The following is a 23,417-nucleotide window of genomic DNA, read 5'->3' as shown; positions in this document are numbered from 1 at the left end:
GAGGGCCTTTGCCGGGTTTCCGGAAAGGCCTTTTTTTAAAGTCTCGGTTGGGTGCCCGCATCCATGACGCCCGGGCTTAACGTTCGCGCGCTTGCTTGCGCACAGAGCGCGCCGAACTCGATGGCCGGACCGAGCTCGCCCGGTGCATTCGCGCCTCGTGTGGAAAGCTGGCCGGAGGCGAGCAGTTTCGCGACCAAACCGGCGAGGAACGTATCTCCGCAGCCAATCGTGCTCAGCGTCTCTGAAGGAGAGAGCGGGAACACACCGAATTCTTGCAAGAAATTGCCTTGCGCTGCGAGGACGCTCTTTGCGCCTCGGGTTAGGACGAAGGTCGTTGTCGGATACCGCTGCACAATGGAAATGACCGCCTTCCGCAGTGCTTCCCCGACGGTGTCCTCCGCGAGAATGCCGCTGTGTTCGCCGCCGGCGAACGAGGTGTCGAGAAACGCGGCAGCAAACTCGGCGAGGTTGATTTTGACCAGCGTCGGTCGGGTCGTCATTACGTCGCGTAGCGCGACGCCTTGCAGGTCGACAATCACGGGTATGCCTCGATCGCGGGCGGCCGCCGCCAATCGTGTCTGGTATCCGGATGGGAAACCGGGAGCCATCGATCCGGCAATTACGAGAGCCGTCGCGGTCCGCAGGTGGTCTTCGAACGCCCTGTCCATCGCGGCGACGCACTTCGCCTCAACTGGCGCCGTCGGCTCCACCAATTCCGTGACACGCCTCCCGCTGGGTGGCGTCAGCTCGACAATCGAGGTACAGGTACGCAGGCGACCCGATGAGGGAATCAGATGCAAATTGAGACCTTCGCTCCTCGCCAGATCCAGAATCTCGTCTGCGTTGTCGCCTCCTTGGCCCAGGCACACAGCATCGAGGTCAAGGCGCTGCAGGACTCGGCATACATTCACGCCCTTCCCGGCGACGTCAATGGCTACTGACTGCAGGCGATTGACTTCTCCTACCGTCAGAGAACCGATCGTTACAGTGCGTTGCAGGCCCGGACTCAAACAAATGGTCAGGATAGTCATGGCTTCGATGGCTCCAAAAAAAAGACCCGGCGCGGCGGCCGGGTCCTGATTGGGTAACAGCTCGCGTTAGCGGGCAACCACGCTTTCGACCGCCTCTACCACTTTGGCTGCGGTTACCCCCAAGTACTCGAACACTTGAGCCGCCGGACCGCACTCGCCGAAGCGGTCGATGCCGACCACCGCCCCTTCGAGGCCGACGTACTGGCGCCAGTATCCGGTGACGCCCGCCTCGACAGCTACCCGCGGCACGCCGCGTGGAAGGACGGATTCGCGGTAAGCCGCATCCTGTTGCTCAAAGATGAACGACGAAGGCAGCGAGACGACGCGCGTCGGCATGCCTTTCTCAGCGAGCGTAGCCTGCGCGGCAACGGCAAGGCTAACTTCCGAGCCCGTGGCAATGATTACCGCCTTGGGTGTTCCTACGCAGTCCTTCAGCACGTAGCCGCCGCGGCGAATAGCCTTCAATTGTTCCGCATCGCGCGTCTGATGTGGCAGGTTTTGGCGCGTGAGAACGAGGGCCGTCGGGGTCGCCTTGTGTTCGACGGCGATTTGCCAGGCGATGAACGCTTCGACGCTGTCACAGGGACGCCACACGTCGAGGTTGGGCATCAGGCGCAACGTGGCGGTCTGCTCGATTGGCTGGTGCGTCGGGCCGTCTTCGCCCACTCCGATCGAGTCGTGCGTGAACACGTAGATCGGGTTGATCTTCATCAGCGCTGCCATGCGGATCGCATTGCGAGCGTATTCGGAGAACATCAGGAAGGTGCCGCCGAACGGCCGGAAGCCGCCGTGCAGGACGAGGCCGTTCATGATCGCCGCCATCCCGAACTCGCGTACACCGTAATGGATATAGTTGCCGCCGCTCGCCATCGCTTTCACGCTCAGATCGCGCGAACCTTTCCACTGCGTCAGGTTGGACGGAGCGAGGTCGGCCGACCCGCCGACGAATTCAGGGACCACCGGCGCGAGCGCCTGGATGGCGTTCTGCGAAGATTTCCGGGTGGCAATCGCTTCACCCTTGGCGATGATGGCGTCCAGCGCTTCGGTTGTTTTCGCAGCATAGTCCGGGTGCAGGTCGCCCTTCACGCGCCGCTCGAATTCGGCGGCCAGTTCCGGATACGCCTTGCGATAACCGGCGAAGAGACTTTCCCATTCGGCCTGACGTTTTGCGCCGGCTTCGCGTGCATTCCATGCGGCCAGTACATCTTGCGGCACTTCGAAAGCGCCGGCAGTAATGCCGAGCACGGCCCGGGTCGCCGCGATCTCGTCCTTGCCGAGCGGAGCACCGTGAACGTCATGCGTACCCGCCTTATTGGGCGAGCCTTTGCCAATCACCGTCTTGCAGCAGATCAACGTCGGTTTCTCGTTCTGCGCCTTGGCGGCCTGGATCGCACGGTCGACCGCTTCGACGTCGTGCCCGTCAACGTTCCGGATGACGTTCCAGCCATACGCTTCGAAACGCTTCGGCGTATCGTCGCCAAACCAGCCTTCGACGTGACCGTCGATCGAGATGCCGTTGTCGTCGTAGAAGGCAATCAGCTTCGACAGCTTCCATGTGCCGGCAAGCGAACAGACCTCGTGCGAAAGCCCTTCCATCATGCAGCCGTCACCCATGAAGGTGTAGCTGTAGTGGTTGACGATCGGAAATCCCTCGCGATTGAATTCGGCGGCCAGCAGCTGTTCCGCAAGCGCCAGGCCAACGGTGTTCGCGATCCCTTGCCCGAGCGGTCCGGTTGTCGTTTCAACGCCAGGCGTATGGCCGTACTCTGGGTGTCCGGGCGTCTTGCTGAGCAATTGGCGAAACTTCTTCAGTTCGTCCAGCGGCAGATCGTAACCCGTCAAATGCAGCAGCGAGTAAATCAGCATCGAGGCGTGACCGTTGGAAAGGACGAAGCGGTCCCGGTTCGGCCATTTCGGGTTCGCCGGGTTGTGTTTCAGGTGCCGGGTCCACAAGGCGACGGCCATTTCGGCCATGCCCATCGGCGCTCCGGGGTGTCCCGAGTTGGCTGCCTGAACTCCATCCATGGACAATACGCGAATCGCGTTTGCCAACGAGGCCTGAGAAACCATTTGCATACTCCTGATCATTCAGCAGTGGAAAAAACGTCGATCAGCCCAGGTTTCTACGCCTTTTTGACTCGGTCGGAGAATGGAAAAATCGGGGCTGATCAAAAGTATTCTATTTTATACAAATGTTACACGGGTGTCAGTACGAAGCGGTTCAATGCAGCGGCGATTCCGTTGCTGTCGTTATTGCCGGTAACCCAGTCGGCGCAAGCCTGTATCTCCACTCCGCTATTGCCCATCGCGACGCCGCGGCCCGCCATACGCAGCATCTCAATGTCGTTCTGTTCGTCGCCGAAAGCAATCACTTCCTCGGGTGAAATACCTTGCTCCGTAATCCATTCCGCGAGGCGTCGCCCTTTGCTATTGCCGGGGCGGGTGATGTCGAGCCGCGTTTCGCCAGACCAAACGCAGGCGAGCCCTAGCGTTTGCCGCACCTCTTCGACAAAGGGCGCAAGTTCTTCCCGGTGACCAGCACAGATGAACTTCCAGATCGACTGTGCGTTCTCAATCAATGCTTCGAACGACTGGACATGGTCGATCCGTGGGCGAACATGCTCTGGTAACCCTGTGGCCCAGCGGAGCATTTTCTCGAGATGGGCGTTTTTCGTTTCGTACGCCATAGATTCCTGGATATAAACCATCGAGTAGATCTTTCGACGTCGTACCGTGTTCAACAGCGTTCGTGCCTCGGGCAAAGTCAATGGGTCGTTAGCGAGCGGACGACGCGTCTTGAAGTCGTACATGTAGGCTCCGTTGCAGCAGATCGCCGGGAGCTCCAGGCCGAGTTGATCCCAGTAAGGGTAAGCCGCGATGTGGTGCCGCCCGGTAACGATCATGGCCTGCACGCCGCGTGCCCGGGCGCTTCTCAGTGCCTCAATGGTCTCATTGCGAATCCGAAGGTTGCTATCGAGTAGCGTTCCATCCAGGTCGAGGGCAATCAGGCGGTACGTCATCGTTTCTCCGTTGGCCGGTTCCGCGCATGGACGCGGCCGTTTGCGATGGGTGCGATCAACTTGGTAGACCGCGAGTGTCAAGTATACTGGCCGCCCACGTGCTGGGTCGGGCTTTCGACACAAACCCTCGATCGCGCCTGTGGCTGCAACGAGCGGAGCTTTAATTGCAGCAAAGTGGATGGTACTGCTTGACGTCAAGGTGGATAATCCCGAGAATGGACCGAAGGTCCAAAAATGGCAAAAAAGAACTCTTCGAAATCACCCGCTGTTCCGCTCGTGAGCGCCGCCGTGCGCGTGCTCGCGGTGCTCGATCGTCTCTCCCGGCAGCGCAGTATCGGGCTCGAAGAGATTTCGCGTGAGATCAAACTAGCAAAGCCGACGGTTTATCGCTTCCTGCTCACGCTGCAAGAATTGGGATACGCGCGGCGCGTAGACGGTGACCGTTGGGCGATCACACTGAAGATGTTCAACCTTGGGTCGCGCGCTCTCGACTACCTCGATTTGTATGCGGCGGCGCGTCCGGTGGCCGAGGAGTTGTCTGAGGAACTTGGCGAAACGATCCATATGGGAGTCATGGACGGCGACTCGGCGGTCTACGTGCTGAAGATCGAATCCAGATATACCATTCGCATGTATTCTCGTGTTGGACGCCGCATGCCGCTCTATTGCACGGCGATCGGCAAGGTTTTGCTGGCATTTTCTACCGACGAGGAGCGCGAAGCGGCGCTCAAGGGCGTCCGTATGCTGGCGTTCACCAAAAAGACACTTACGTCGCGCACGAGTCTATTCGCCGAATTGGAACAAGTGCGTGAACGCGGCTTCGCGATCGATGATGAGGAACGCGAAGAAGGTCTGCATTGCATCGGTGCGCCGATTTTCGACTACACCGGAGCTGTAGTGGCGGCACTCTCCGTGTCCTGGCCCGGCTTCCGCTACAGTCGCGGCGAAGAAGGTGAGAAGGTGAACAAAGTCACCGAAGCCGCCGCCCGTATTTCCGCCGTTCTCGGTTATAGCGAAGAAGCGGTCGTCGCCTGAACGTCATTCCGCCGTAAACCAAACACTTTCGCGTCGGCGAATTCTCTGTTGCGCATTTCTTCCCGGTTCTCGGGTAGCGCGACTTTGCGTGCCGCCAGCCACGCCTGGTTCTCATCCTTCGCCTGCAAGCTTGTCCATACGGGCGTTTGTCGGCTTATGGATAAAAATGAAACGACGTTCCAAAAAAACTTGAGCCGCTCAGGAGCTTGGTGTAAATTGGCGAAGTCGGCGGGAACGGTCGAAGCTCTGAAAGGCTTGGCCATTTTGCCAGGCTACATCCGCGGGGTCGCTTCTCATGTCGTGAACACCCCGGTGGCTCGAGGCCGAAAGAACGCCACTCCACACTTGAAAGGCATAAGTACGATGAGCAATCTCTTCTTTCCTGATTCCGAACTGCCGTTGGAAGTCCTCGAACCCGGTAAGGTCAGCCGGAAGATTCGCGCCCGGGGCGGGAGCTTGATGATGGTCGAAGTCTTTTTCTCCACGGGCGGCGAGGGTTACGAGCACCGCCACGTGCACGAACAGACGTGCTACTGCCTTTCCGGGGAGTTCATTTTCAACATCGAGGGCAAGACGACCACGTTGCGTGCTGGCGACTCGGTCTATATTCCGGCGTCTGCACTGCACGGAACGACCTGTGTTGCCGAGGGGCGCTTGCTCGATGTCTTCACCCCGCAACGTGAAGACTTTCTCAAGTCCTGAAGGAGATTTCATGAAGCTCGACATCCGCTACTCCCACCACCCGGAAGACGTCAAAGGCTACGATACTGCCGCTCTGCGCCGTCACTTCCTCGTAGAGAAGATTTTCGTCCCGGGCGAGCTGAACCTCGTCTATACACACGTCGACCGTGTCGTCTTCGGAGGCGCTGTGCCCACGGGACAGGATCTTGCACTTGAGGGAGGGAAAGAATTCGGAACGCCGAATTTCCTCGATCGGCGCGAGCTCGGTGTCGTCAACCTCGGCGGCGCCGGCCGGGTGCGCGTTGAAGGCGAGGCGTATGCGCTCGGGAACGGCGACGGCCTGTATGTCGGCATGGGGGCCAAATCCGTCTCGTTCGAAAGCGAAGATGTCGCCAATCCGGCTAAGTTCTATATCATGAGCTGCCCGGCTCACGCGACGTACCCGACCGTCCGTATTACGCGCGCCGATGCCAATCCGCGCAAACTCGGTGCGGCGGAAAGCTGCAACGTACGCACCATCTACCAATATGTCCATCCGGCTGTTTGTAAGAGCTGCCAGTTGGTCATGGGCGTTACGGTGCTTGAACCGGGAAGTGTGTGGAACACGTTCCCCCCGCATACGCATGAGCGCCGCATGGAGGTGTACCTCTACTTCGGCATGTCGGAAGCGACGCGCGTATTCCACCTGCATGGTCAGCCCGCAGAGACGCGTCATATCGTCGTGGCCAACGAACAAGCGGTTATTTCCCCGTCGTGGTCCATTCACTCCGGCGTAGCTTCCGGACCCTACTCTTTCGTTTGGGGTATGGCTGGGGAGAACCAGACATTCGACGACATGGACAATCTTGGGCCGAACGATCTTAAATAAGGACAAAACAATGAGCGGAATTCTTGATGCATTCAAACTCGACGGCAAGGTCGCTATCGTCACCGGCTCGGAACGTGGCTTGGGACGCGGCATGGCCGTTGCGCTGGCTCAGGCCGGCGCTGATATCGTCGGCGTGACGTACGCTGAAAACGCCGAAGAAACTGCCGCCGCGGTCGCTGCCGCTGGACGGAAATACGTTCACGTGCAGGCGAACCTGCTCACCATCGAGCCGATCGAGCGCGTCGTCAAAGAGGCTCTGACTGCATTCGGTCACATTGACATTCTGGTGAATAACGCCGGAATCATCATGCGCAACGACTCTGTGGACTTCACTGAGAAGGAATGGGATGACGTTATGAACGTCAACCTCAAATCGACCTTCTTCATGTGCCAAGCCGTGGCGCGGCAGTTCATCGCCCAAGGTAAAGGCGGCAAGATCGTTAACGTTGCCTCGATGCTTTCGTTCCAGGGTGGCATTCGCGTTCCTTCGTATACCGCTTCCAAGAGCGGTGTGAAGGGCATCACGATGTTGATGGCGAACGAGTGGGCCAAGCACGGTATCAACGTAAACGCTATTGCGCCGGGCTACATGGCCACCGACAATACAGCCCAGCTGCGAGCCGACGACAAGCGAAGCGCGGAGATCCTCGACCGTATTCCGGCAGGGCGTTGGGGCTTGCCGGAAGACCTGGGTGGCGCAGTAGTGTTCCTTGCGTCGAAAGCAGCCGACTACGTGAACGGATATACCGTTGCGGTGGATGGTGGCTGGCTCGCGCGTTGATTTGACACGTGCAAGAAACAATCTGGGAGTGAGTTAATGAAGCCGTTCATGAATGCCGATTTCCTGTTGCCGGACGAAAGTTCGCGCAGGCTGTTTCACGATTACGCGGCGGCGATGCCGATCATCGATTACCACTGTCATCTGCCGCCGGCGGACATCGCTTCCGACTCGCGCTTCGAGAACATCGCGCACGCCTGGCTGGGGGGCGATCACTACAAATGGCGCGCGATGCGTTCCAATGGGGTCGCCGAAGAGGACATCACCGGGCATGCGCCGGATTACCGCACTTTCCTGGCATGGGCCCAGACCGTGCCGCGTCTTGTGGGTAACCCGCTGTACCACTGGACACATCTCGAGCTGCAACGTTATTTCGGCATCAATGAGCCGCTGTCGGAAAAGACGGCGCCCATGATCTGGGAAGCATGCAACGCGCAAATCGTCAAACCGGAGTTCGGGGCCCGCACGCTGCTCAAGCGGATGAAGGTAAAGGCTGTTGGCACGACCGACGATCCGGCCGATACGCTTGAACACCACATCGCCTATGCGGCTGCGCGTCATTCCGATGACCCAGTGATGGTGCCGAGCTATCGACCGGACAAATCGCTGGCTATCGAAGATCCGCAGACCTGGAAGGCGTATCTCCAGAAGCTTGGATCGGCGGCCAACGTGACGATCGGCTCGTACAAAGATCTCATTGCCGCTCTCGACAAACGGCATGCCGCTTTTCACGACCTCGGCTGCCGGGCATCTGATCACGGCTTGGTCGTTCCGTTTGCGACGCTCGTTTCGGACCAGGAACTGGAACGTCTCTTTGCGAAGGCTCTGGCGGGCTCAGTGCTTGCTGCGGACGAAGTGGAGGCGTTCAAGACAGGGGTGATGCTTGAAGTCGGGCGGATGAATGCAAAACGCGGCTGGGCCATGCAATTGCACCTGGCAGCGATTCGCAATCTCAATGGCCAGATGTTCAAGCGGCTTGGCCCGGACACCGGTTACGACGCCGTAAGCGACGAGCGGATCGCCGTCCGCTTGGCTTCCTTCATGGACGCCTTGCAGCGCGACGGCATGCTGCCCAAGACCATTCTGTATTCGCTCAACCCCGGCGATCTCGAAGTGTTGGGGACAATCATGGGCTGCTTCCAGGATGGCTCGGTGCCGGGCAAAATCCAGATGGGTTCGGCGTGGTGGTTCAACGACCATATCGAGGGCATGCGGCGTCAAATGGTGAGTCTCGCGAACCTCGGCCTGTTGTCGCGCTTCGTCGGCATGCTGACCGACTCGCGCAGCTTCCTGTCCTTCCCGCGCCACGAGTACTTCCGCCGTATTCTCTGCGGGTTGATTGGCGGCTGGATTGAGGCCGGAGAAATTCCTGCCGATTTTGAGACGTTCGGCGGCATGGTGCAGGACATCTGCTATCGCAATGCCAAGAACTATTTTGCCATCCCGGGCGTCGAGGACTAACGACAACAGGATGACTTGAGGCGATTCAACAAGCCTTTGCTGGGGCGCGTACCGTGAGGTCCGCGCCCTTTGCGTTTTTGGAAGCGCGGCGGATTCTTCAGATTGTCCCAGTTCCCGCGCAAGACAAGCAAAGCGCTGGTCAGGCGGCACGGTCCGATGTGATAAGAAGCAAATGAAAAGGGCGTGACCTGTTCGGTCAAGCCCTTTGATATCTGGTAGGGCGTGTAGGGATCGAACCTACGACAAACGGATTAAGAGTCCGCTGCTCTACCAACTGAGCTAACGCCCCACGAAGTGGTTTCGGGCAATTGTAACACGGCATTGCCCGGTGTTTTTCTGGTAGGTCGGGGGAGATTCGAACTCCCGACCAACGGATTAAAAGTCCGCTGCTCTACCGACTGAGCTACCGACCCGAAAAACAAGAACGCCGGATTATAGAGAGGGCACAGAGGCCTGTCAACGCGCGGTGCTGCTACGGTATCCGGCTAGGAAACTACGGTGGCATATCGAGTCGGATCGGGTAGACCTGCGGCGGAGAATCCTTCTCTGCGCAGTCGGCAGGAGTCGCAAACCCCGCAGGCCTCGCCTACGTCGTTCGCCTGGTAGCAGGAAATAGTGATGCCGTAGTCGACGCCGAGGTCGGTGCCGCGACGAATGATCTCTGCCTTGGAAAGATCGATCAAAGGGGCGTGAATGGTCAGTTTTGCGCCCTCGACGCCTGCTTTTGTGGCGAGATTTCCTAACGTCTCGAACGCCGCAATAAATTCGGGCCGGCAGTCCGGATAGCCAGAATAGTCGACCGCGTTGACGCCTACGAAGATATCTCGGCTGCCAAGTACCTCTGCCCACGCCAAGGCCAGCGACAGCATGATCGTGTTGCGCGCAGGGACATAGGTCACAGGAATGCCGGGCTGCACACCGTCGACCGGAACATCGATCGATTTGTCGGTAAGCGCTGAGCCTCCGAAGTCTCCCAGGGCGAGATTCAACACGCGATGCTCGCGGGCACCCAGCGCTTGCGCCACGCGCGCGGCAGCGGCGAGCTCGCTGCTGTGTCGTTGCCCATAGTTGACGGAAAGGCAGTAACAGTCGAAACGCTGACTGCGGGCGATAGCCAGTGTGGTGGCTGAGTCCAGGCCGCCGGAAAGCAAAACGACGGCACGCACCGGGGACGATGAAGCTGAGATAGTCATGGCGATAAATTGTGTCTCGGTGATTGTGGCGAATTCCGCGACGCTAGCACGTCGCTTCGCTCTTGCCTGCGAGTCGCTCTACCGCGGCGAATCAGCCACAAGGGCTGAAAGCTCGCGCTCAAGCAAGGTGGAATCACCCAGATTGAGTTCGACAAGGCGGCGCAGATGGGTGATGCTGTCAAGGTCGATGGTTAGGCAGGCGATTCCCACGCAGTCGTTATCGGTATGTGCGATACGTCCCTGAAGCGCGATGTCGACATCCGCCGTTGCGTCATTCAAGCGTAGCTGCAGCGTGCACGGAGCCCCGAGTCCAGGCTTTGCTTGGTCCGCCGGGAGACGAACCAAGGCCCCCTTGAGCGACAGGTCCAGTACGCGCACGTCCGCACGCCGATCGGGTAGAACGAGTGTCGCGGACGACGATTGAAAAGGGATGCGCGAGTGTAGACGGCGTTCGTCGGTCATTGCGTGGTTTCGCTGGGGCAACTATTTGCCCTGCATGTTACCCCAAAGCAGCTTGTGAAGCTGCATTTGAAAGCGGACAGGTAGCCGGTCAGCGAGCACCCACTCGGCGAGATCACGTGGCTCCAACTCTCCCTGAACCGCCGAGACAAGCAACGGGCAGCGCGAGTCAAGCCGTCTTGCGCGGATTGTCTCGCGGGCCCATTCGTAATCTGCGCGATCCTTGAGCACGAACTTCACTTCGTCGCGCGGCGTGAGCAAGTCAACGTTGCTCCAGAGGTTCTTCGCCGATTCGCCGGACCCTGGCGCCTTGAGGTCGACAATACGCGACACGCGGGCATCTACGCCGGAGATGTCGAGAGCGCCCGAGGTCTCAAGAGAAACGTCGTAACCAGCGTCACACAGGGCGGTCAGCAGTTCAAGGCATGGCTTCTGAGCCAAAGGCTCGCCGCCCGTCACGCACACCTGCCGTGCGCCGTAGCTCGCGACTTCCTCAAGAATCGCCGGCAAGAGCCGCGTGCGACCACCGGTAAACGCATGCTCGGTGTCGCACCACGTGCAGCGCAAGGGGCAGCCTGTCAGCCGTACGAATACGGTCGGTAAACCAGCGCGCGAAGCTTCGCCCTGAATAGAAAAAAAAATCTCGCTGACGCGCAGCGAGACGGTCTTCGTTACGGTATTCACTTGCTATTTCTTCAGGCGTTGGCGCGCCGTTGCGGCGGCTGAACTGTCGGGATATTTGGCGAGAACGGTATCCAGCGTCGCACGGGCGCCCTTGGCGTCGCCTTGCTCCTGCTGGCATGTGGCGATGTTGATCAGCGCGTCGGGTGCCTTCGGATGCTGCGGCCATTTTGCGACCACCACGCGGTGGGCATCGATCGCCTTCTTGCAATCGCGCAACGAGTAATGCGAATTGCCGAGCCAGTATTGTGCGTTCGGCGCTAGGGTGCTATCAGGGTGGGCGCGTACAAAGCCTTCAAAGGCTCCTGCGGCGTCCTTGATCTTGTTGGCGCGGAAAAGGTTAAGCGCCGCTTCGTATTCGCGTGTTTCGGCGGCTGGATCGCTGGTGGCGGCTTGAGGCGGTGCGGCTTCGGCCGTTGCACCACCATCGGCTGTAGGCGGCGCTCCCGTATTCGAGGCGGCTGGCGGCGTTTCCAGTTTGCGGACGCGGGTATCCACATCCACATAAAGATCCTGTTGCCGCTTCTTCGCTGAATCGAGTTCGTAGGTTAGCGTTTCGATCTGTCCGCGCAGGCGGGCATTGTCCTCCCGTAACGCCTGGATCTGGTTCACGAGGTCGATTTGTGCTTTGGAAAGTGTATCGAATCGTTCGTTGCTCTGAATCGAGAGATCCTTGATCTGCCGTCGCGCCTCTTCGTCGTCAAACATACCGGCGCGCGCCGGCTGCCCGCCGATGAGGGCGAGCAGCACCGCGAGCGCCGTCAAGCGGCGCGGAAGCTCCGAAGCGGAACGCAAGCGGCGCGCCGGCATGTCAGAACTCGCCGGAGTACAGCATGTCGCCGCGGCGGTTTTCTGCCCACGCGGCTTCGTTCTGGCCTTCGTTCTTCGGCTTCTCTTCGCCGAGGCTGACGGCTTCGACTTGGTCTTCGCGTGCGCCGAGCATGGTCAAGGTACGCTTGATCGCGTCAGCACGTTTCTGGCCGAGTGCCAGGTTGTATTCCCGGCTGCCGCGTTCGTCGGTATTGCCCTGCACCAGCATCTTGAATTGCCGGTTGTTGGACAAGAATTTGGCGTGAGCGGCCACGAGGTCTTTGTACTCGGCTTTCACGTCGAATTTGTCATAGTCGAAGTAGACGCTGCGCTTCGAAAGGATGCTCTTGGGGTCGGTCAGTTCCGGCGGCAGCTTGCGCGCATCCATGTTGCCGGCGGTTACCGTGGCAACGCCAGAATCCCCGCGGGACTCGACCGGAGCGCCGGTTTGCTGGTCCCCGGTATCCGGCGTCGAGCTGCAGCCGGCGATCAAAAGAGCGAGAAGTGCGGGAATAACGAGTTGTTTCATTGTGTTTCTCCTACGGCGTAAAAGCGGAAAGGTTGAAAAGCGCAAACGATCACTTGGCGAATGGACCCCATGCCGGTTCGCGAACATCGCCGGCCGGGATCGAGAGACGCTGTTTGATACGCCCATCGACCGACACGGCCGACAGTACGCCGCGTCCGCCCGTATCAGTCGCGATCAGGATCATGCGGCTGTTGGGGGCGAAGGTGGGCGATTCATCCTTGTACGAGTCGGTGAGGACTTGCACTTGCCGGCTCGCGAGGTCCATGACCGCGAGCCGAAATCCGCTTTCGCGCCGGGTGATGAAGGCAAGGGTCTTGCCGTCCGGCGAAATACGAGGTGATACGTTGTAGCTGCCTTCGAAAGTGACGCGTTGAGCATCACCTCCGCCAAGACCGCTGCGATAGATTTGCGGGCTACCGCCGCGGTCCGAGGTGAAATAGATCGATTGGCCGTCCGGCGAGAAGAACGGCTCAGTATTGATGCTCGGCCCGTTGGTTATCTTCTGCACGCCCGAGCCGTCGGCGTTGACGGTAAATATCTGCGAGCCGCCGTCCTTGGAGAGAACGACCGCTAACTTCCGTCCGTCTGCCGACCACGCGGGCGCCGAGTTCGAGCCCTTGAAGTTGGCCACAACGACTCGCTGGCCTGTGGCGAGCGTATGAACATAAACGATCGGTTTCTTGTTCTCAAAAGAAACGTAGGCGATACGGGTACCGTCGGGCGACCAGGTCGGTGAAATGATCGGTTCGCGTGATGTGAGTGCCGCCTGCGCGTTTTGTCCGTCAGCGTCAGCGATATGGAGTTCATATCGCGCGGCGCCGCTTTTCACGACATACGCGATGCGGGTGGCGAAGACCCCCGGTTCGCCGGTCAGTTTTTCGTAAATCATGTCGGCGATGCGGTGACCGACCGCTCTCAATCGGGGCGCCGGGGCGACGAAGGCAGTGCCACCGAGACCCGTTTGCCGGGTAACGTCATAAAGCTGGAAACGGGCTTCTTGTCTGCCATCGCCCGCGGGACCCAAACTGCCTGCCGCCAGCGCGTCCGCTCCTCGGGACTTCCAGTCGCCATAGTTAGGTGCTGTCGCTTCGGTCATGGCGACGCCCGCGGTATCGACAAGACGGAATAGGCCGCTACGCTCAAGATCGCTTCGGATGACGGAGGTCACGGCGCGGCCGGCTCCGGTATCTCCACCGAAGTCAGCGATGGCGACGGGGATCTTGTTGGCGCCGGAACCGGTGATCTCGATCGTCAGCTCGGCGTAGGCGGGCGTCTGGAGCAGCGCGAAAGTGCTGCAGACGATCAAGCCCAGGCTGCGGAGTCTAAGCAATGGTCGAAGCATGAAATGCAGACGTCCTCAGAAGAATTGAAAATTATAGTCCGGCAATGTATGGACTTTGTAACGGAACGTAATTGCTCGTAATGGGCCGCGTCATTCGTCGAGCGGCCGGTACTTGAGGATAAGAACGCGCTCGAACAATTCCGGTTGATCTGGCTTCGGTAGCGGCGACGATTTCAGGATCGCGCGCTCAATTGCCTCGTCAAGTTGCTTTGATCCGCTCGAAGTCCGAACTTTCACACTCAACACCTCTCCGGTTGGCAGCTGAGTGACTTCGAAGACGGCCTCGGGGTTGCCCTTGAAGGAAATACTAGCCGTACTTGCATTGCCACGGACCTTGGCGCGGATCTTCGAAATGTATCCATCCAGAGCGCGGGCACGGCCCGCGGCTGCCTGTTCCGCTTTGAGTTGCCCCATTTGATTCAGTTCTGCCTCAGCCCGTGCTCGCTGGTCTTGCGCGGCCTTCTGTTGTTGCGCCTGAGAAAGCTCGCGTTTCAACTCGTCGTCGAAACTCCGACGTTCTGGTTCGGGCTTTTTCGGCTCCTCTTTCTTGGGCTCCGATTTCTTCGGCTCTTCTTTTTTCGGTTCCTCTTTCTTAGGTTCCGGTTTTTTCGGTTCTTCCTTCTTGGGCTCTTTCTTCTTCTCGTCCTTGACCGCGATATCGGGCTTGGCCGGCGTCGGTTCGGCTTTGGGAGTGGGCTTAGGTTCGGGTTTCGGCTCGGGCTTGGGTTCCGGCTTGGGCTCGGGTTTTGGCTCCGGCGCGGATTTCGGCTCGGGGGCTACAACGGAAGCCGGAGGCGGCGAACCGCGCCAAACCTCGACTTGGACCGCCGTCGGAGCCGAACTCTTCCATTGCACGCCGAGAAAGAGCGCGCCGATGAGCACGATATGCACCAAGGCCGACAAGACCAGCGCAGTGACGCTTTTCTTTTCGTTGGGGGGCGGCGGTGCGGCGAGATTCACGATATGGAAATGCGGGCGTGCCCGTCTTCTACTTGCCGGTGGCCTGAACGAGCAGACCGATGCGCTTGACCTGCTGGCGCTGCAGCTCGTCCATCATGCTGAGAATAGCTTCGTACTTCACGTTCTTGTCGCCGACGATCAGCACAGGCTGTTCTGGGTTCTTGCTTTGCGCAGCCGCGACGGCTTGTGACACCTCGCTGCGCGACATATCGCGCTGTTCCGGCTTTCCAGGAAGCGTGAGGGACAACGATTGGTCGGCCCGGATATTCACTTGCAGCGCTTGTGCCGGGGCTTCGGCGGCCTTGCCGACCGATGGGACGTCGATGCTGGCCGTGGTCATCATGGGGGCCGTCACCATGAAGATGACGAGCAACACGAGCATCACATCGATATACGGCACGACGTTGATCTCGTTCTTGAGGCGGCGTTCGCGCATGATCGCTCCGGCTTAGCGCATCTGGCGCTGGAGGATGTTGGAGAACTCTTCCATGAACGATTCGAAGCGTGTTGCTAACCGATCGATCTCGTGGGAGAAGCGGTTGTAGGCAACCACGGCAGGGATGGCCGCGAAGAGACCGATCGCCGTGGCCACCAATGCCTCGGCAATACCGGGGGCCACCGCCGAAAGCGTCGCTTGCCCCACATTTGAAAGACCGCGGAACGAATGCATGATTCCCCAGACCGTTCCGAACAGACCCACATAAGGGCTTACCGAGCCGACGGAGGCGAGGAAGGCAAGGTGCGCGTCGATGCTGTCGACTTCGCGCTGGTAAGTGGCGCGCATCGCGCGGCGCGAGCCATCGATGACGTCCTTCGGATCGAGGTTTTTCTGGCTGCGCAGCTTGGTGAACTCGCGGAAGCCTGATTCGAAAATTCGCTCCATGCTCCCAGTGCCGTGCCGGTTGTTGACGGCGCTTTGATAGAGATTGTGCAGGTCGCCGCCGCTCCAGAAATCGCGCTCGAACTGCTCGGTCTGTGAACGCGCTTCCTTGACCGTGAACCACTTGCGGAAGATGTAGTACCACGACATGAAGGAGACGCTGGCGAGCAGGGCCATGACGACCTGGACGACCGCGCTGGCGTTGAGGATCAGGTGCAGGATGGAAAGGTCTTGCGAGACGTTCATTGGAGTGCTTCCAGTTTTGTGCGCAATGGTTCGGGTATTGAGCTGATCTTCATCTTCGCCGCGTCGACGCACACGACCTGAATCTTTCCGGTGACGAGTTCGTCCCAACCCGTCGCGGCTTCCGGGTTGGCGCGGCGAATGTGCTGACGGAAGAAAATCTGCGACCGCGTGATGCGCTCGACTTCGAGACCGACGCTCAACTGGTCGTCCAGGCGGGCCGGTTTCAGGTACTCGAGATTGACGCTGCGTACGACGAATGCGATGCCTGGATTACGCAGCAAGTCGCCCTGGTCGTGTCCCGTTGTGCGCAGCCACTCGGTGCGGCAGCGCTCGAGATACTTGAGGTAGTTGGCGTAGTACACCACGCCGCCGGCGTCGGTGTCTTCAAAGTAGATGCGGATGGGAAGCGTGAAGGCGTTTGGTTTTTGTTCGTGCTTCATGGTCGGATTTTACTGGGGCAGGCTCCGAACAAATGTAAAAAATTGTGACAAAGGGGATTGGCTACCTCGGTTATTGGCCTGGCCAAAGCCTCTCCTGGCCGCCATTCGTAGGCACGTTGAGTCCCAGGTGACGGTACACGGCCGGCGTCGCGATGCGCCCGCGCGGTGTGCGTTGGAGAAGTCCTTGCTGGATCAAGTAGGGTTCGAGGACGTCTTCGATCGTGTCGCGAGCTTCACCGATTGCGGCCGCGAGGTTATCTACGCCGACCGGCCCGCCTCCGAATTTGTCGATCACTGCCGAGAGCAGCTTGCGGTCCATGATGTCGAGGCCTCCGTGATCGACGTCGAGCATCGACAGGGCTTGATCGGCCACTTCGGCGGTAATGCAACCCGTGGCTTTCACTTCCGCGAAGTCGCGCACGCGCCGCAACAGGCGATTGGCGATGCGTGGCGTTCCGCGCGAACGACGGGCAATTTCGAGCGCGCCCGCCTGTTCCGTCGGAACATTGAGCAGTTGAGATGAGCGGGTGACGATGTGCGTGAGTTCGTCGGGTGTGTAGAACTCGAGCCGGGCGACGATGCCGAAGCGGTCGCGTAAAGGGTTGGTCAACATACCGGCTCTTGTCGTGGCGCCGACCAGCGTAAAGGGCGGCAAATCGAGCTTTACCGAGCGCGCGGCCGGCCCTTCGCCGATCATGATGTCGATCTGAAAATCCTCGAGCGCCGGGTACAGGATTTCCTCGACGACCGGCGACAAGCGGTGGATCTCGTCGATGAACAGCACGTCGTGCGGTTCGAGATTGGTCAGGATGGCGGCAAGGTCGCCGGCACGTTCGAGCACAGGGCCGGAGGTTTGGCGCAGTCCGACCCCCATTTCGGCGGCGATGATATGCGCCAGGGTCGTCTTGCCGAGTCCGGGAGGGCCGAACAACAGAACATGGTCGAGCGTATCCTGACGGCGCTTCGCGGCTTCGATGAAGATTGAAAGCTGTTCCCGAATCTTCGCCTGGCCGACGTAATCCGCGAGTCGCTTCGGCCGTAGAGCGCGCTCGATCGCTTCTTCCTGCGACGACTTTGACTGCGCCGATACCAAGCGGTCGAACGGCTCGTCGGCAAAGGTATCGGTTTCGATCATGGCGGTAGGCTAAATGGATGGAGTCTCGTTGTATTCAGCGAGCGCGAGCCATTCGCGGATCAGCACCTGGCCCAGGGCGAGCAATGTCGGCCCGAGAAAGAGACCGATGAATCCGAAGACCAGGACGCCGCCGAAAACGCCGACGACGATGAGCAGAAGCGGGAGGCTCGATGTGCGCGAAATCAGGATCGGCTTCACAAAGTTATCGACGCCGCTGATGCCGAACATGCCCCACAAGATCATGAAGATCGCCCAGCCCGTCTGGCCGCCGTCGTACAGCCACGCCGCCGCGCCGAGCCAGATCACGGTGGCGCCGACGACGGGCACCATCGAAAAGAAGAAGGTGGCGACGGTGAGCATGATCACGCCGGGAACGCCCGCGATGATGAAGCCGATCATCGCCACCAGGGCTTGCGTGGCCGCCGTGCCGACGATACCGACCATGACGCCGGTAACGGTAGCTTCGGCCAATGCCACCATGCGCACGCCCAGATCGCCGGCCAGCTTGCGGCCGCCGTTGCGCAATGCTTCCGCATAGTGTTCTGCGTCGCGAAAGATGAAGAAGACGAAGAAGATAACCAGCAGCGACTGCAACAGACCTTGCGCGAACAGGGCCACCGCCGCCAAGGCCATACGCCGCGTCGGGGCGATCAGTTGGCGTAGTAGTTCGTTCATTTCCTCTCGGCTGGCGACGAGGTTGTGCCAATAGCTTCCGAGGTGAGGGCCGACAACCGGCAGGTCGGCGACCCACGCAGGTGCTTCCGTCGGAATTCCACCTTCGAGGATCGGCCTGAAGTAACCAATGACCATTTCGACACCGTCGGCGAGCGAACCGGATAGCAGCGCCATCGGCAGGACCATGACGATCGTCAGAATCAGGCACATGAGTGTCGCGGTCAGTGAACTTCGTCCGCGCGTGAGTGCCAGCAAGCGGTTGCGTAGTGGCGCGGTCGTGATGCAGATGACGCCCGCAAAAAGCAACGTGCCGGTGAACGGCAGCAGCACGGCGATGCAGCCGATCAGCAGCAAGGCCACGATCGCGGTCTGAATGATCTGCTTCTGTGCCGGGGAAATCTGTTGCATTAGGCTTTGGAAAGAAGTTTGAGCGCCTGACGGATACCTTCGGAGGTGGATATCCCCGCAGGAAGCGGTTTCATGGCCGCTGCCGCTTCGCGGTCATTGTACCCTAGGGCCAGCAGGGCATTGAGGATGTCATGCTGGCTGTCCTCGACGGCCAGCGCGGCTGTCGGCAACGCTTCGGCAAGTTTTCCTTTGAGTTCGAGCAGGAGCCGTTCGGCGGTCTTCTTGCCGATTCCCGGAACCTTCACCAAGCGGCCCACTTCTTGTCGGGCGATTGCTTGGGCAAGATCGTTGACCGAAAGCCCCGAGAGAACGGAAAGCGCGGTGCGAGCACCGATCCCTGAAATTTTCAGCAATTGGCGAAAAGCGAAACGTTCCGCTTCGGTTGCGAAGCCGTAGAGGAAGTGGCCATCCTCGCGGACGGCGAAATGCGTCAATAACGTCACTTTCTCGCCACCGGCCGGAAGGTTGTAGAACGTGCTCATCGGCACGTCGATTTCGTACCCGACACCGTGAACGTCGAGCAGAACCTGCGGCGGGTTCTTTTCCAGCAAGGTTCCCGCAAGGCGGCCGATCATAGATGTTGTTCCCCGACAGATAGTTGTGTAGTCATCTCGTTGCGCCGAACGATCGGCCGCTCATCGTATTCCGGTCATGCGCCCATTACGAACGCGAAAACCCTTCGTTGCCAACGTGCCCAAACCCTGGCCGCCGTGAGCGTGGGCAATGGCGCAGGCGAGAGCGTCCGCGGCATCCGACGCCGGGTCGCCGGGCAGCGAGAGCAACCGGCGCACCATGTGCTGCACCTGCGTTTTGTCGGCGTGGCCGTTGCCGACGACCGCTTGTTTCACCTGCAACGCCGTGTATTCGGCGACCTCGATCCCTCCGGCGACGAGCGCGCAGATGGCAGCGCCCCGGGCTTGTCCCAGGAGCAGAGTCGATTGTGGGTTAACGTTCACGAACACGATTTCGATGACCGACTGGTCCGGACGGTATTGCGCGACCAACTCGGAAACACCGGCGTGGATCGTTCCCAAACGATGAGGCAGCGTGTCGTCACCGTCAGTGCGAATGCAACCACTTGCCAAATAGGTAAGTTTGCTTCCGGTCTTTTCGATCACCCCGAAACCGGTTACCCGCAGTCCAGGGTCAATGCCGAGGATGCGGATCGGCGCGTTGCGCGCGCTGCTCAACACGGAAACCTCGTTGCAGCGCCGCTTCTCCTAGAAAAGCCGCCTTCCCGGTCCAGGTTCGTGGTTGTCGATGCACTCGGGCGAAACCGGTCCGGAGCGTCGTGTAGCGACGCCAGAGCGGGTTCGGGGGGCGTGTTGGTCATGAAGAACCCATTATACCGGCACCCGCTTCGTCATCCGGGTTTGCGATTCCGTGACCGGATGGGGTGTTAGTGCGGATTATCGCGTGGGATTCGCTTGGGGTTCCGGGATTTCGCAACGCCGTTCCCTGGTGCTTCGTCGCGGGAACGAAAGAAGAACAACATTATCAGATAGATGCGCCGCACGACGCGTAGGCGCGTTGCTGGAACGGACCTTGCGAAAGGATCCACGAAGTCGGCGGGGGATGCCGCCAAAAAAGCCGAGGACTCCTGCCCGGGCAGGAAGGGTCGATCACCAAACGGAGGAGAAAACCGATGAGAAAACCGCTTAACCGTACTCTGCGTACCTTGATCGTAGGCGTGTTCGCCGCAAGTCTTGCCGTTTCCGCTTATGCGGCGGAGTTCATCAATATCCTCACGGGAGGAACCAGCGGCGTTTACTATCCGCTCGGCGTCGCGTTGTCGCAGATCTACGGTAAGGCGATCCCCGGTTCGAAGACGGCTGTCCAGGCCACCAAGGCCAGCGCCGAGAATTTGAATCTCTTGCAGGCCGGTCGCGGCGAGGTGGCGATATCGCTTGGCGATTCGCTTTCGGATGCCTGGAAAGGCAAGGAGGAAGCCGGCTTCAAGTCGCCGCTGAACAAGCTGCGTACGATCGCCGCGCTCTACCCGAACTATATCCATTTCGTCGCAGTTGCCGACTCGGGCATCAAGTCGCTCGCCGACATCAAAGGCAAGCGGATCTCGGTCGGTGCCCCAAAATCGGGAACCGAACTCAATGTGCGCGAGATTCTGAAAGCGGCCGGCATCAGCTACAAGGATTTTGCGAAAGTCGAGTATCTCTCCTATGCCGAATCGGTCGAACTGATGAAGAACAAGCAGCTTGACGTCACCTTGCTGTCTTCTGGCCTCGGCGTCGCGGCGTTGCGCGACCTTGCCGTGTCTCAGCCAGTGGTGTTTCTGACCATCCCGCCGGAAATCGTGGCCAAGATCAACGACCCCGCCTTCCAGGTCGGCGTGATCCCGGCCAAGACCTACGAAGGGCAGAACGCGGACGTGACGACGATCTCCGTGCAGAACTATCTGGTGACGCATGAAAAGGTATCGCCGGAAACCGTCTATCTGATGACCAAGTCGATGTTCGAGAACCTCGATCAAATGATTGCGGCGCATGCGGCGGCCAAGGCGATCAACAAGGACAATGCGGCTCGTACTCCGCCCGCCCCCTTGCATCCGGGCGCCGAGAAGTACTACCGCGAAATCGGACTGATCAAGTAAAAAAGCCGTATCCGGCGGCAACCCGTCGCACGGTAGCGGGGGCTGGTGTTTGCCGGCTCCCGTTCGTCGTGTCTTCGTGCCGCACGGTCAACAATAGATCGAGGGCCACCATGACTGAAAGCACCGTCGCAATTCACCCGGAACCCACCGATTTTGAGGAACATGGCCATCAACGCCGATTGGTCGGTTGGCCGGGGCGCATAGCAATGGCGGCGGCCTTGGGCTTTTCTTCGTACCAGATCGCCGTGGCTGCATTCCACCCGTTTTCCAGCTTGGTGATACGTGCGATCCATGTCAGCTTCCTGATCCTGTTGATCTTCTTGCTTTACCCCGGAGGCAAGGAGCGGGACAAAGGTGCTCTGCCGTGGTATGACGTTCTCTTGGGGCTTGCCGGATTCTCCCTTGGCTTCTACCACCTGTTTTTCGAAGCCGACCTGATCGAGCGTTCCGGCGATCCGAATACCGCCGACCTCGTGGTCGCCACGGTGGCAACGATCCTCGTTTTCGAAGCGGCTCGCCGCGTCATGGGTTGGGCCCTGCCGCTTGTCTGCGGTACGTTTCTGGCATTCGGGTTCTTCGGGCAGTATCTTCCCGAGGCGATCGCGCACCGGGGCTTCGGTTTTGACCAAGTCGTCAGTCAGCTCTACCTCGGCAGTGACGGTATTCTCGGCACGCCGACGCTGGTTTCCGCGACGTACATCTTCCTCTTCATTCTGTTCGGGACCTTTCTTGAGCACGCTGGCATGATCCGCTTGTTCAATGCGCTGGCTCTCGGACTGGTCGGCCGCGCACAGGGGGGGCCGGCGAAGGTCGCAGTGATCTCGTCCGGCATGATGGGAACCATCTCAGGCTCAGGAGTTGCCAACGTACTGACGGTGGGGCAGTTCACGATCCCGCTGATGAAGCGCTTCGGTTACACCCCGGTCTTTGCCGGCGCGGTGGAGGCGACGGCCTCGATGGGTGGGCAGATTATGCCGCCGGTGATGGGGGCCGTAGCCTTCATCATGGCCGAAACCTTGAACGTTCCGTATGCCGAGATCGTGAAGGCAGCCGTCATCCCGGCCATTCTCTACTACTTCACCGCATTCTGGATGGTGCACCTTGAAGCCGGCCGGCTGGGGCTGCTTGGGCTGCCCAAGGATCAATGTCCGAACCCGTGGACGGCGCTCAAGGAAAACTGGTTCCTGGCGCTACCGTTGGCGGCCCTTGTTTACATGCTCTTCCATGGTTTTACACCGATGTTTTCCGGCATGATGGGCCTTGCCCTGACGGCCATCCTGATCCTCGGCGCAGCGTTGGCAGCGCGCATTTCGGCAACCGCCTTGCGGTACGTTTTCTGGTTCGCTCTCGGTCTCGGCGCGGCAACGTTTATTCGCTGGGGAATCGTTCCAGTGCTGGGCGTAATCGCCCTGCTCGTTGTGGTGTGCTACGCGGTCGGCGGGACGAGACGGACCTTGCACACGATGCGCGCCGGTCTCATCGATGGTGCCAAGCAGGCGCTCGGAGTCGGCATCGCCTGCGCGATCGTCGGCGTAATCATCGGCGTCCTGACGCTCACCGGAGCGGCGACGAACTTCGCGGGTTTCGTGCTTGAGATCGGCGAGAAGAGCTTGTTCCTGTCGCTGTTGCTGACGATGATCGTGTGCCTGATTCTTGGCATGGGAATTCCGACGATTCCGAACTACATCATCACGAGTTCCATCGCGGCGCCCGCTCTCCTCAAACTCGGCGTCCCGCTCATCGTCAGCCATATGTTCGTGTTTTATTTCGGCATCATGGCGGACCTGACGCCACCGGTGGCACTTGCCGCTTTTGCGGCGGCTTCGATTGCCAAGGCGCCGGCGATGAAGATCGGGTTTAAGGCGACGCAGATTGCCATCGCTGGTTTCGTCATTCCGTTCATGGCGGTGTATGACCCGGCGCTGATGCTGCAGGGCGACGCTCCAATACTTGCCGTCGTCTACGTGGTCTTCAAGGCCACGTTGGCGATTTTCCTCTGGGGGAGCGCGGCCGTGGGTTATCTCTGGGCTCCGCTGAAGTTAGTCGATCGACTCGTCGCCATAGGGGCGGCGTTGTCGTTGGTCGTTGCGTTGCCGATAACGGATGAAGTCGGCTTTGCCGTCGGTGCGCTGTTCATCGTCTGGCAATGGATGAGGGGCCGAAAAATGGAGCCCTGA

Annotated in this window: 25 protein-coding genes and 2 tRNA genes; 7 read left to right on the top strand and 20 right to left on the bottom strand. The window is 59.7% G+C overall.

All coding sequences use genetic code 11. The annotated features are described in order from the left end of the window. Positions 1 to 35: 35 nt before the first annotated feature. From NZ453_RS07750 to NZ453_RS07740, 3 genes are all read right to left on the bottom strand, one after another. The gene (locus NZ453_RS07750; RefSeq protein ID WP_263769914.1) at positions 36 to 1,031 is read right to left on the bottom strand and encodes a 1-phosphofructokinase family hexose kinase; all 996 of its coding nucleotides are present in this window, start codon (positions 1,029 to 1,031) and stop codon (positions 36 to 38) included. A gap of 66 nt (positions 1,032 to 1,097) precedes the next feature. Continuing rightward, positions 1,098 to 3,101 carry a transketolase gene (tkt, locus tag NZ453_RS07745; protein WP_263769913.1) on the bottom strand — a complete coding sequence of 668 codons (2,004 nt, stop codon included), beginning with the start codon at positions 3,099 to 3,101 and terminating at the stop codon, positions 1,098 to 1,100. Between the two features lie 125 nt (positions 3,102 to 3,226). Beyond that, the gene (locus NZ453_RS07740) at positions 3,227 to 4,051 is read right to left on the bottom strand and encodes a pyridoxal phosphatase (protein ID WP_263769912.1); all 825 of its coding nucleotides are present in this window, start codon (positions 4,049 to 4,051) and stop codon (positions 3,227 to 3,229) included. A gap of 234 nt (positions 4,052 to 4,285) precedes the next feature. On the opposite strand from NZ453_RS07740, the gene NZ453_RS07735 reads away from it, so the two are divergent. Continuing rightward, positions 4,286 to 5,086, top strand: a complete 801-nt coding sequence (locus NZ453_RS07735) for an IclR family transcriptional regulator domain-containing protein (RefSeq protein WP_263769911.1) — start codon at positions 4,286 to 4,288, stop codon at positions 5,084 to 5,086. Here NZ453_RS07735 and NZ453_RS07730 read toward each other — a convergent pair. Further along, on the bottom strand, positions 5,059 to 5,349 hold the full coding sequence (locus NZ453_RS07730; protein ID WP_263769910.1) for a hypothetical protein: 291 nt from the start codon (positions 5,347 to 5,349) through the stop codon (positions 5,059 to 5,061). The genes NZ453_RS07735 and NZ453_RS07730 overlap by 28 nt on opposite strands. A 100-nt stretch (positions 5,350 to 5,449) precedes the next feature. On the opposite strand from NZ453_RS07730, the gene NZ453_RS07725 reads away from it, so the two are divergent. Genes NZ453_RS07725 through uxaC form a run of 4 tightly spaced genes read left to right on the top strand, consistent with a single transcriptional unit; the run spans position 5,450 to position 8,874 of the window. After that, a complete protein-coding gene (locus NZ453_RS07725; RefSeq protein WP_263769909.1) occupies positions 5,450 to 5,788 on the top strand; it encodes a cupin domain-containing protein in 339 nt (112 codons plus the stop codon). A 10-nt stretch (positions 5,789 to 5,798) separates the two neighbouring features. After that, on the top strand, positions 5,799 to 6,635 hold the full coding sequence (gene kduI / locus NZ453_RS07720) for a 5-dehydro-4-deoxy-D-glucuronate isomerase (RefSeq protein WP_263769908.1): 837 nt from the start codon (positions 5,799 to 5,801) through the stop codon (positions 6,633 to 6,635). Between the two features lie 10 nt (positions 6,636 to 6,645). Then, entirely contained in the window at positions 6,646 to 7,416 is a 771-nt protein-coding gene (kduD, locus tag NZ453_RS07715; RefSeq protein ID WP_263769907.1) for a 2-dehydro-3-deoxy-D-gluconate 5-dehydrogenase KduD, read from the top strand. 36 nt (positions 7,417 to 7,452) lie between these two features. Beyond that, positions 7,453 to 8,874 carry a glucuronate isomerase gene (gene uxaC / locus NZ453_RS07710; RefSeq protein WP_263769906.1) on the top strand — a complete coding sequence of 474 codons (1,422 nt, stop codon included), beginning with the start codon at positions 7,453 to 7,455 and terminating at the stop codon, positions 8,872 to 8,874. 213 nt (positions 8,875 to 9,087) lie between these two features. Here uxaC and NZ453_RS07705 read toward each other — a convergent pair. The 16 genes from NZ453_RS07705 to ruvC all read right to left on the bottom strand — a co-directional run bounded on the left by NZ453_RS07705 (position 9,088) and on the right by ruvC (position 19,825). Then, positions 9,088 to 9,163, bottom strand: a tRNA-Lys gene (locus tag NZ453_RS07705). A 48-nt stretch (positions 9,164 to 9,211) separates the two neighbouring features. Further along, positions 9,212 to 9,287, bottom strand: a tRNA-Lys gene (locus NZ453_RS07700). Positions 9,288 to 9,359: 72 nt separating this feature from the next. Continuing rightward, on the bottom strand, positions 9,360 to 10,067 hold the full coding sequence (gene queC / locus NZ453_RS07695) for a 7-cyano-7-deazaguanine synthase QueC (protein ID WP_263769905.1): 708 nt from the start codon (positions 10,065 to 10,067) through the stop codon (positions 9,360 to 9,362). A gap of 78 nt (positions 10,068 to 10,145) precedes the next feature. Beyond that, positions 10,146 to 10,529 (bottom strand): PilZ domain-containing protein, encoded by a 384-nt coding sequence (locus tag NZ453_RS07690; protein WP_263769904.1) that lies wholly within the window; start codon positions 10,527 to 10,529, stop codon positions 10,146 to 10,148. A gap of 21 nt (positions 10,530 to 10,550) precedes the next feature. Then, a complete protein-coding gene (queE, locus tag NZ453_RS07685) occupies positions 10,551 to 11,210 on the bottom strand; it encodes a 7-carboxy-7-deazaguanine synthase QueE (protein WP_263769903.1) in 660 nt (219 codons plus the stop codon). Positions 11,211 to 11,213: 3 nt separating this feature from the next. After that, a complete protein-coding gene (ybgF, locus tag NZ453_RS07680; protein ID WP_263769902.1) occupies positions 11,214 to 12,017 on the bottom strand; it encodes a tol-pal system protein YbgF in 804 nt (267 codons plus the stop codon). Position 12,018: 1 nt separating this feature from the next. Then, positions 12,019 to 12,546, bottom strand: coding sequence for a peptidoglycan-associated lipoprotein Pal (gene pal, locus NZ453_RS07675; protein ID WP_263769900.1), 528 nt, complete (start codon positions 12,544 to 12,546; stop codon positions 12,019 to 12,021). A 49-nt stretch (positions 12,547 to 12,595) separates the two neighbouring features. After that, positions 12,596 to 13,888 carry a Tol-Pal system beta propeller repeat protein TolB gene (tolB, locus tag NZ453_RS07670; RefSeq protein ID WP_263769899.1) on the bottom strand — a complete coding sequence of 431 codons (1,293 nt, stop codon included), beginning with the start codon at positions 13,886 to 13,888 and terminating at the stop codon, positions 12,596 to 12,598. A 90-nt stretch (positions 13,889 to 13,978) separates the two neighbouring features. Then, on the bottom strand, positions 13,979 to 14,848 hold the full coding sequence (locus tag NZ453_RS07665; protein ID WP_263769898.1) for an energy transducer TonB: 870 nt from the start codon (positions 14,846 to 14,848) through the stop codon (positions 13,979 to 13,981). Positions 14,849 to 14,876: 28 nt separating this feature from the next. Beyond that, positions 14,877 to 15,284 carry a protein TolR gene (gene tolR, locus NZ453_RS07660; protein ID WP_263769897.1) on the bottom strand — a complete coding sequence of 136 codons (408 nt, stop codon included), beginning with the start codon at positions 15,282 to 15,284 and terminating at the stop codon, positions 14,877 to 14,879. Between the two features lie 12 nt (positions 15,285 to 15,296). Next, positions 15,297 to 15,974 carry a protein TolQ gene (gene tolQ, locus NZ453_RS07655; RefSeq protein ID WP_263769896.1) on the bottom strand — a complete coding sequence of 226 codons (678 nt, stop codon included), beginning with the start codon at positions 15,972 to 15,974 and terminating at the stop codon, positions 15,297 to 15,299. After that, the gene (ybgC, locus tag NZ453_RS07650) at positions 15,971 to 16,414 is read right to left on the bottom strand and encodes a tol-pal system-associated acyl-CoA thioesterase (RefSeq protein ID WP_263769895.1); all 444 of its coding nucleotides are present in this window, start codon (positions 16,412 to 16,414) and stop codon (positions 15,971 to 15,973) included. The genes tolQ and ybgC overlap by 4 nt, the downstream gene beginning before the upstream one ends. Before the next feature lie 70 nt (positions 16,415 to 16,484). Beyond that, positions 16,485 to 17,549, bottom strand: a complete 1,065-nt coding sequence (gene ruvB / locus NZ453_RS07645) for a Holliday junction branch migration DNA helicase RuvB (protein ID WP_263769894.1) — start codon at positions 17,547 to 17,549, stop codon at positions 16,485 to 16,487. 9 nt (positions 17,550 to 17,558) lie between these two features. Then, positions 17,559 to 18,632, bottom strand: a complete 1,074-nt coding sequence (locus tag NZ453_RS07640) for an AI-2E family transporter (protein ID WP_263769893.1) — start codon at positions 18,630 to 18,632, stop codon at positions 17,559 to 17,561. Next, positions 18,632 to 19,207 (bottom strand): Holliday junction branch migration protein RuvA, encoded by a 576-nt coding sequence (ruvA, locus tag NZ453_RS07635; protein ID WP_263769892.1) that lies wholly within the window; start codon positions 19,205 to 19,207, stop codon positions 18,632 to 18,634. Before ruvA ends, NZ453_RS07640 begins: the two co-directional genes overlap by 1 nt. 60 nt (positions 19,208 to 19,267) lie before the next feature. Further along, positions 19,268 to 19,825 carry a crossover junction endodeoxyribonuclease RuvC gene (gene ruvC / locus NZ453_RS07630; RefSeq protein WP_263769891.1) on the bottom strand — a complete coding sequence of 186 codons (558 nt, stop codon included), beginning with the start codon at positions 19,823 to 19,825 and terminating at the stop codon, positions 19,268 to 19,270. A gap of 452 nt (positions 19,826 to 20,277) precedes the next feature. Here ruvC and NZ453_RS07625 point away from each other — a divergent pair, with 452 nt between their 5' ends. Both NZ453_RS07625 and NZ453_RS07620 read left to right on the top strand, forming a co-directional pair. Beyond that, the gene (locus NZ453_RS07625; protein WP_263769889.1) at positions 20,278 to 21,240 is read left to right on the top strand and encodes a TAXI family TRAP transporter solute-binding subunit; all 963 of its coding nucleotides are present in this window, start codon (positions 20,278 to 20,280) and stop codon (positions 21,238 to 21,240) included. Between the two features lie 110 nt (positions 21,241 to 21,350). Then, positions 21,351 to 23,417: a TRAP transporter permease gene (locus tag NZ453_RS07620; RefSeq protein ID WP_263769888.1), complete on the top strand. Its 2,067-nt coding sequence runs from the start codon at positions 21,351 to 21,353 to the stop codon at positions 23,415 to 23,417.

Source organism: Propionivibrio soli, assembly GCF_025770765.1.
GTDB classification, from domain to species: domain Bacteria; phylum Pseudomonadota; class Gammaproteobacteria; order Burkholderiales; family Rhodocyclaceae; genus Propionivibrio; species Propionivibrio soli.
The sequence above is the reverse complement of the archived record's forward strand: the minus strand, read 5'-3'. Positions and strand labels throughout refer to the sequence as shown.

Coding starts and splice junctions, on each gene's coding strand:
- ruvA (WP_263769892.1), bottom strand. CDS start 19,207: ATGATCGGCCGCCTTGCGGGAACCTTGCTGGAAAAGAACCCGCCGCAG.
- pal (WP_263769900.1), bottom strand. CDS start 12,546: ATGAAACAACTCGTTATTCCCGCACTTCTCGCTCTTTTGATCGCCGGC.
- tolR (WP_263769897.1), bottom strand. CDS start 15,284: ATGCGCGAACGCCGCCTCAAGAACGAGATCAACGTCGTGCCGTATATC.
- NZ453_RS07625 (WP_263769889.1), top strand. CDS start 20,278: ATGAGAAAACCGCTTAACCGTACTCTGCGTACCTTGATCGTAGGCGTG.
- ybgC (WP_263769895.1), bottom strand. CDS start 16,414: ATGAAGCACGAACAAAAACCAAACGCCTTCACGCTTCCCATCCGCATC.
- NZ453_RS07730 (WP_263769910.1), bottom strand. CDS start 5,349: ATGGCCAAGCCTTTCAGAGCTTCGACCGTTCCCGCCGACTTCGCCAAT.
- tolQ (WP_263769896.1), bottom strand. CDS start 15,974: ATGAACGTCTCGCAAGACCTTTCCATCCTGCACCTGATCCTCAACGCC.
- NZ453_RS07690 (WP_263769904.1), bottom strand. CDS start 10,529: ATGACCGACGAACGCCGTCTACACTCGCGCATCCCTTTTCAATCGTCG.
- NZ453_RS07725 (WP_263769909.1), top strand. CDS start 5,450: ATGAGCAATCTCTTCTTTCCTGATTCCGAACTGCCGTTGGAAGTCCTC.
- uxaC (WP_263769906.1), top strand. CDS start 7,453: ATGAAGCCGTTCATGAATGCCGATTTCCTGTTGCCGGACGAAAGTTCG.
- tkt (WP_263769913.1), bottom strand. CDS start 3,101: ATGGTTTCTCAGGCCTCGTTGGCAAACGCGATTCGCGTATTGTCCATG.
- NZ453_RS07640 (WP_263769893.1), bottom strand. CDS start 18,632: ATGCAACAGATTTCCCCGGCACAGAAGCAGATCATTCAGACCGCGATC.
- kduI (WP_263769908.1), top strand. CDS start 5,799: ATGAAGCTCGACATCCGCTACTCCCACCACCCGGAAGACGTCAAAGGC.
- NZ453_RS07740 (WP_263769912.1), bottom strand. CDS start 4,051: ATGACGTACCGCCTGATTGCCCTCGACCTGGATGGAACGCTACTCGAT.
- NZ453_RS07620 (WP_263769888.1), top strand. CDS start 21,351: ATGACTGAAAGCACCGTCGCAATTCACCCGGAACCCACCGATTTTGAG.
- NZ453_RS07750 (WP_263769914.1), bottom strand. CDS start 1,031: ATGACTATCCTGACCATTTGTTTGAGTCCGGGCCTGCAACGCACTGTA.
- ybgF (WP_263769902.1), bottom strand. CDS start 12,017: ATGCCGGCGCGCCGCTTGCGTTCCGCTTCGGAGCTTCCGCGCCGCTTG.
- kduD (WP_263769907.1), top strand. CDS start 6,646: ATGAGCGGAATTCTTGATGCATTCAAACTCGACGGCAAGGTCGCTATC.
- queC (WP_263769905.1), bottom strand. CDS start 10,067: ATGACTATCTCAGCTTCATCGTCCCCGGTGCGTGCCGTCGTTTTGCTT.
- ruvB (WP_263769894.1), bottom strand. CDS start 17,549: ATGATCGAAACCGATACCTTTGCCGACGAGCCGTTCGACCGCTTGGTA.
- tolB (WP_263769899.1), bottom strand. CDS start 13,888: ATGCTTCGACCATTGCTTAGACTCCGCAGCCTGGGCTTGATCGTCTGC.
- NZ453_RS07735 (WP_263769911.1), top strand. CDS start 4,286: ATGGCAAAAAAGAACTCTTCGAAATCACCCGCTGTTCCGCTCGTGAGC.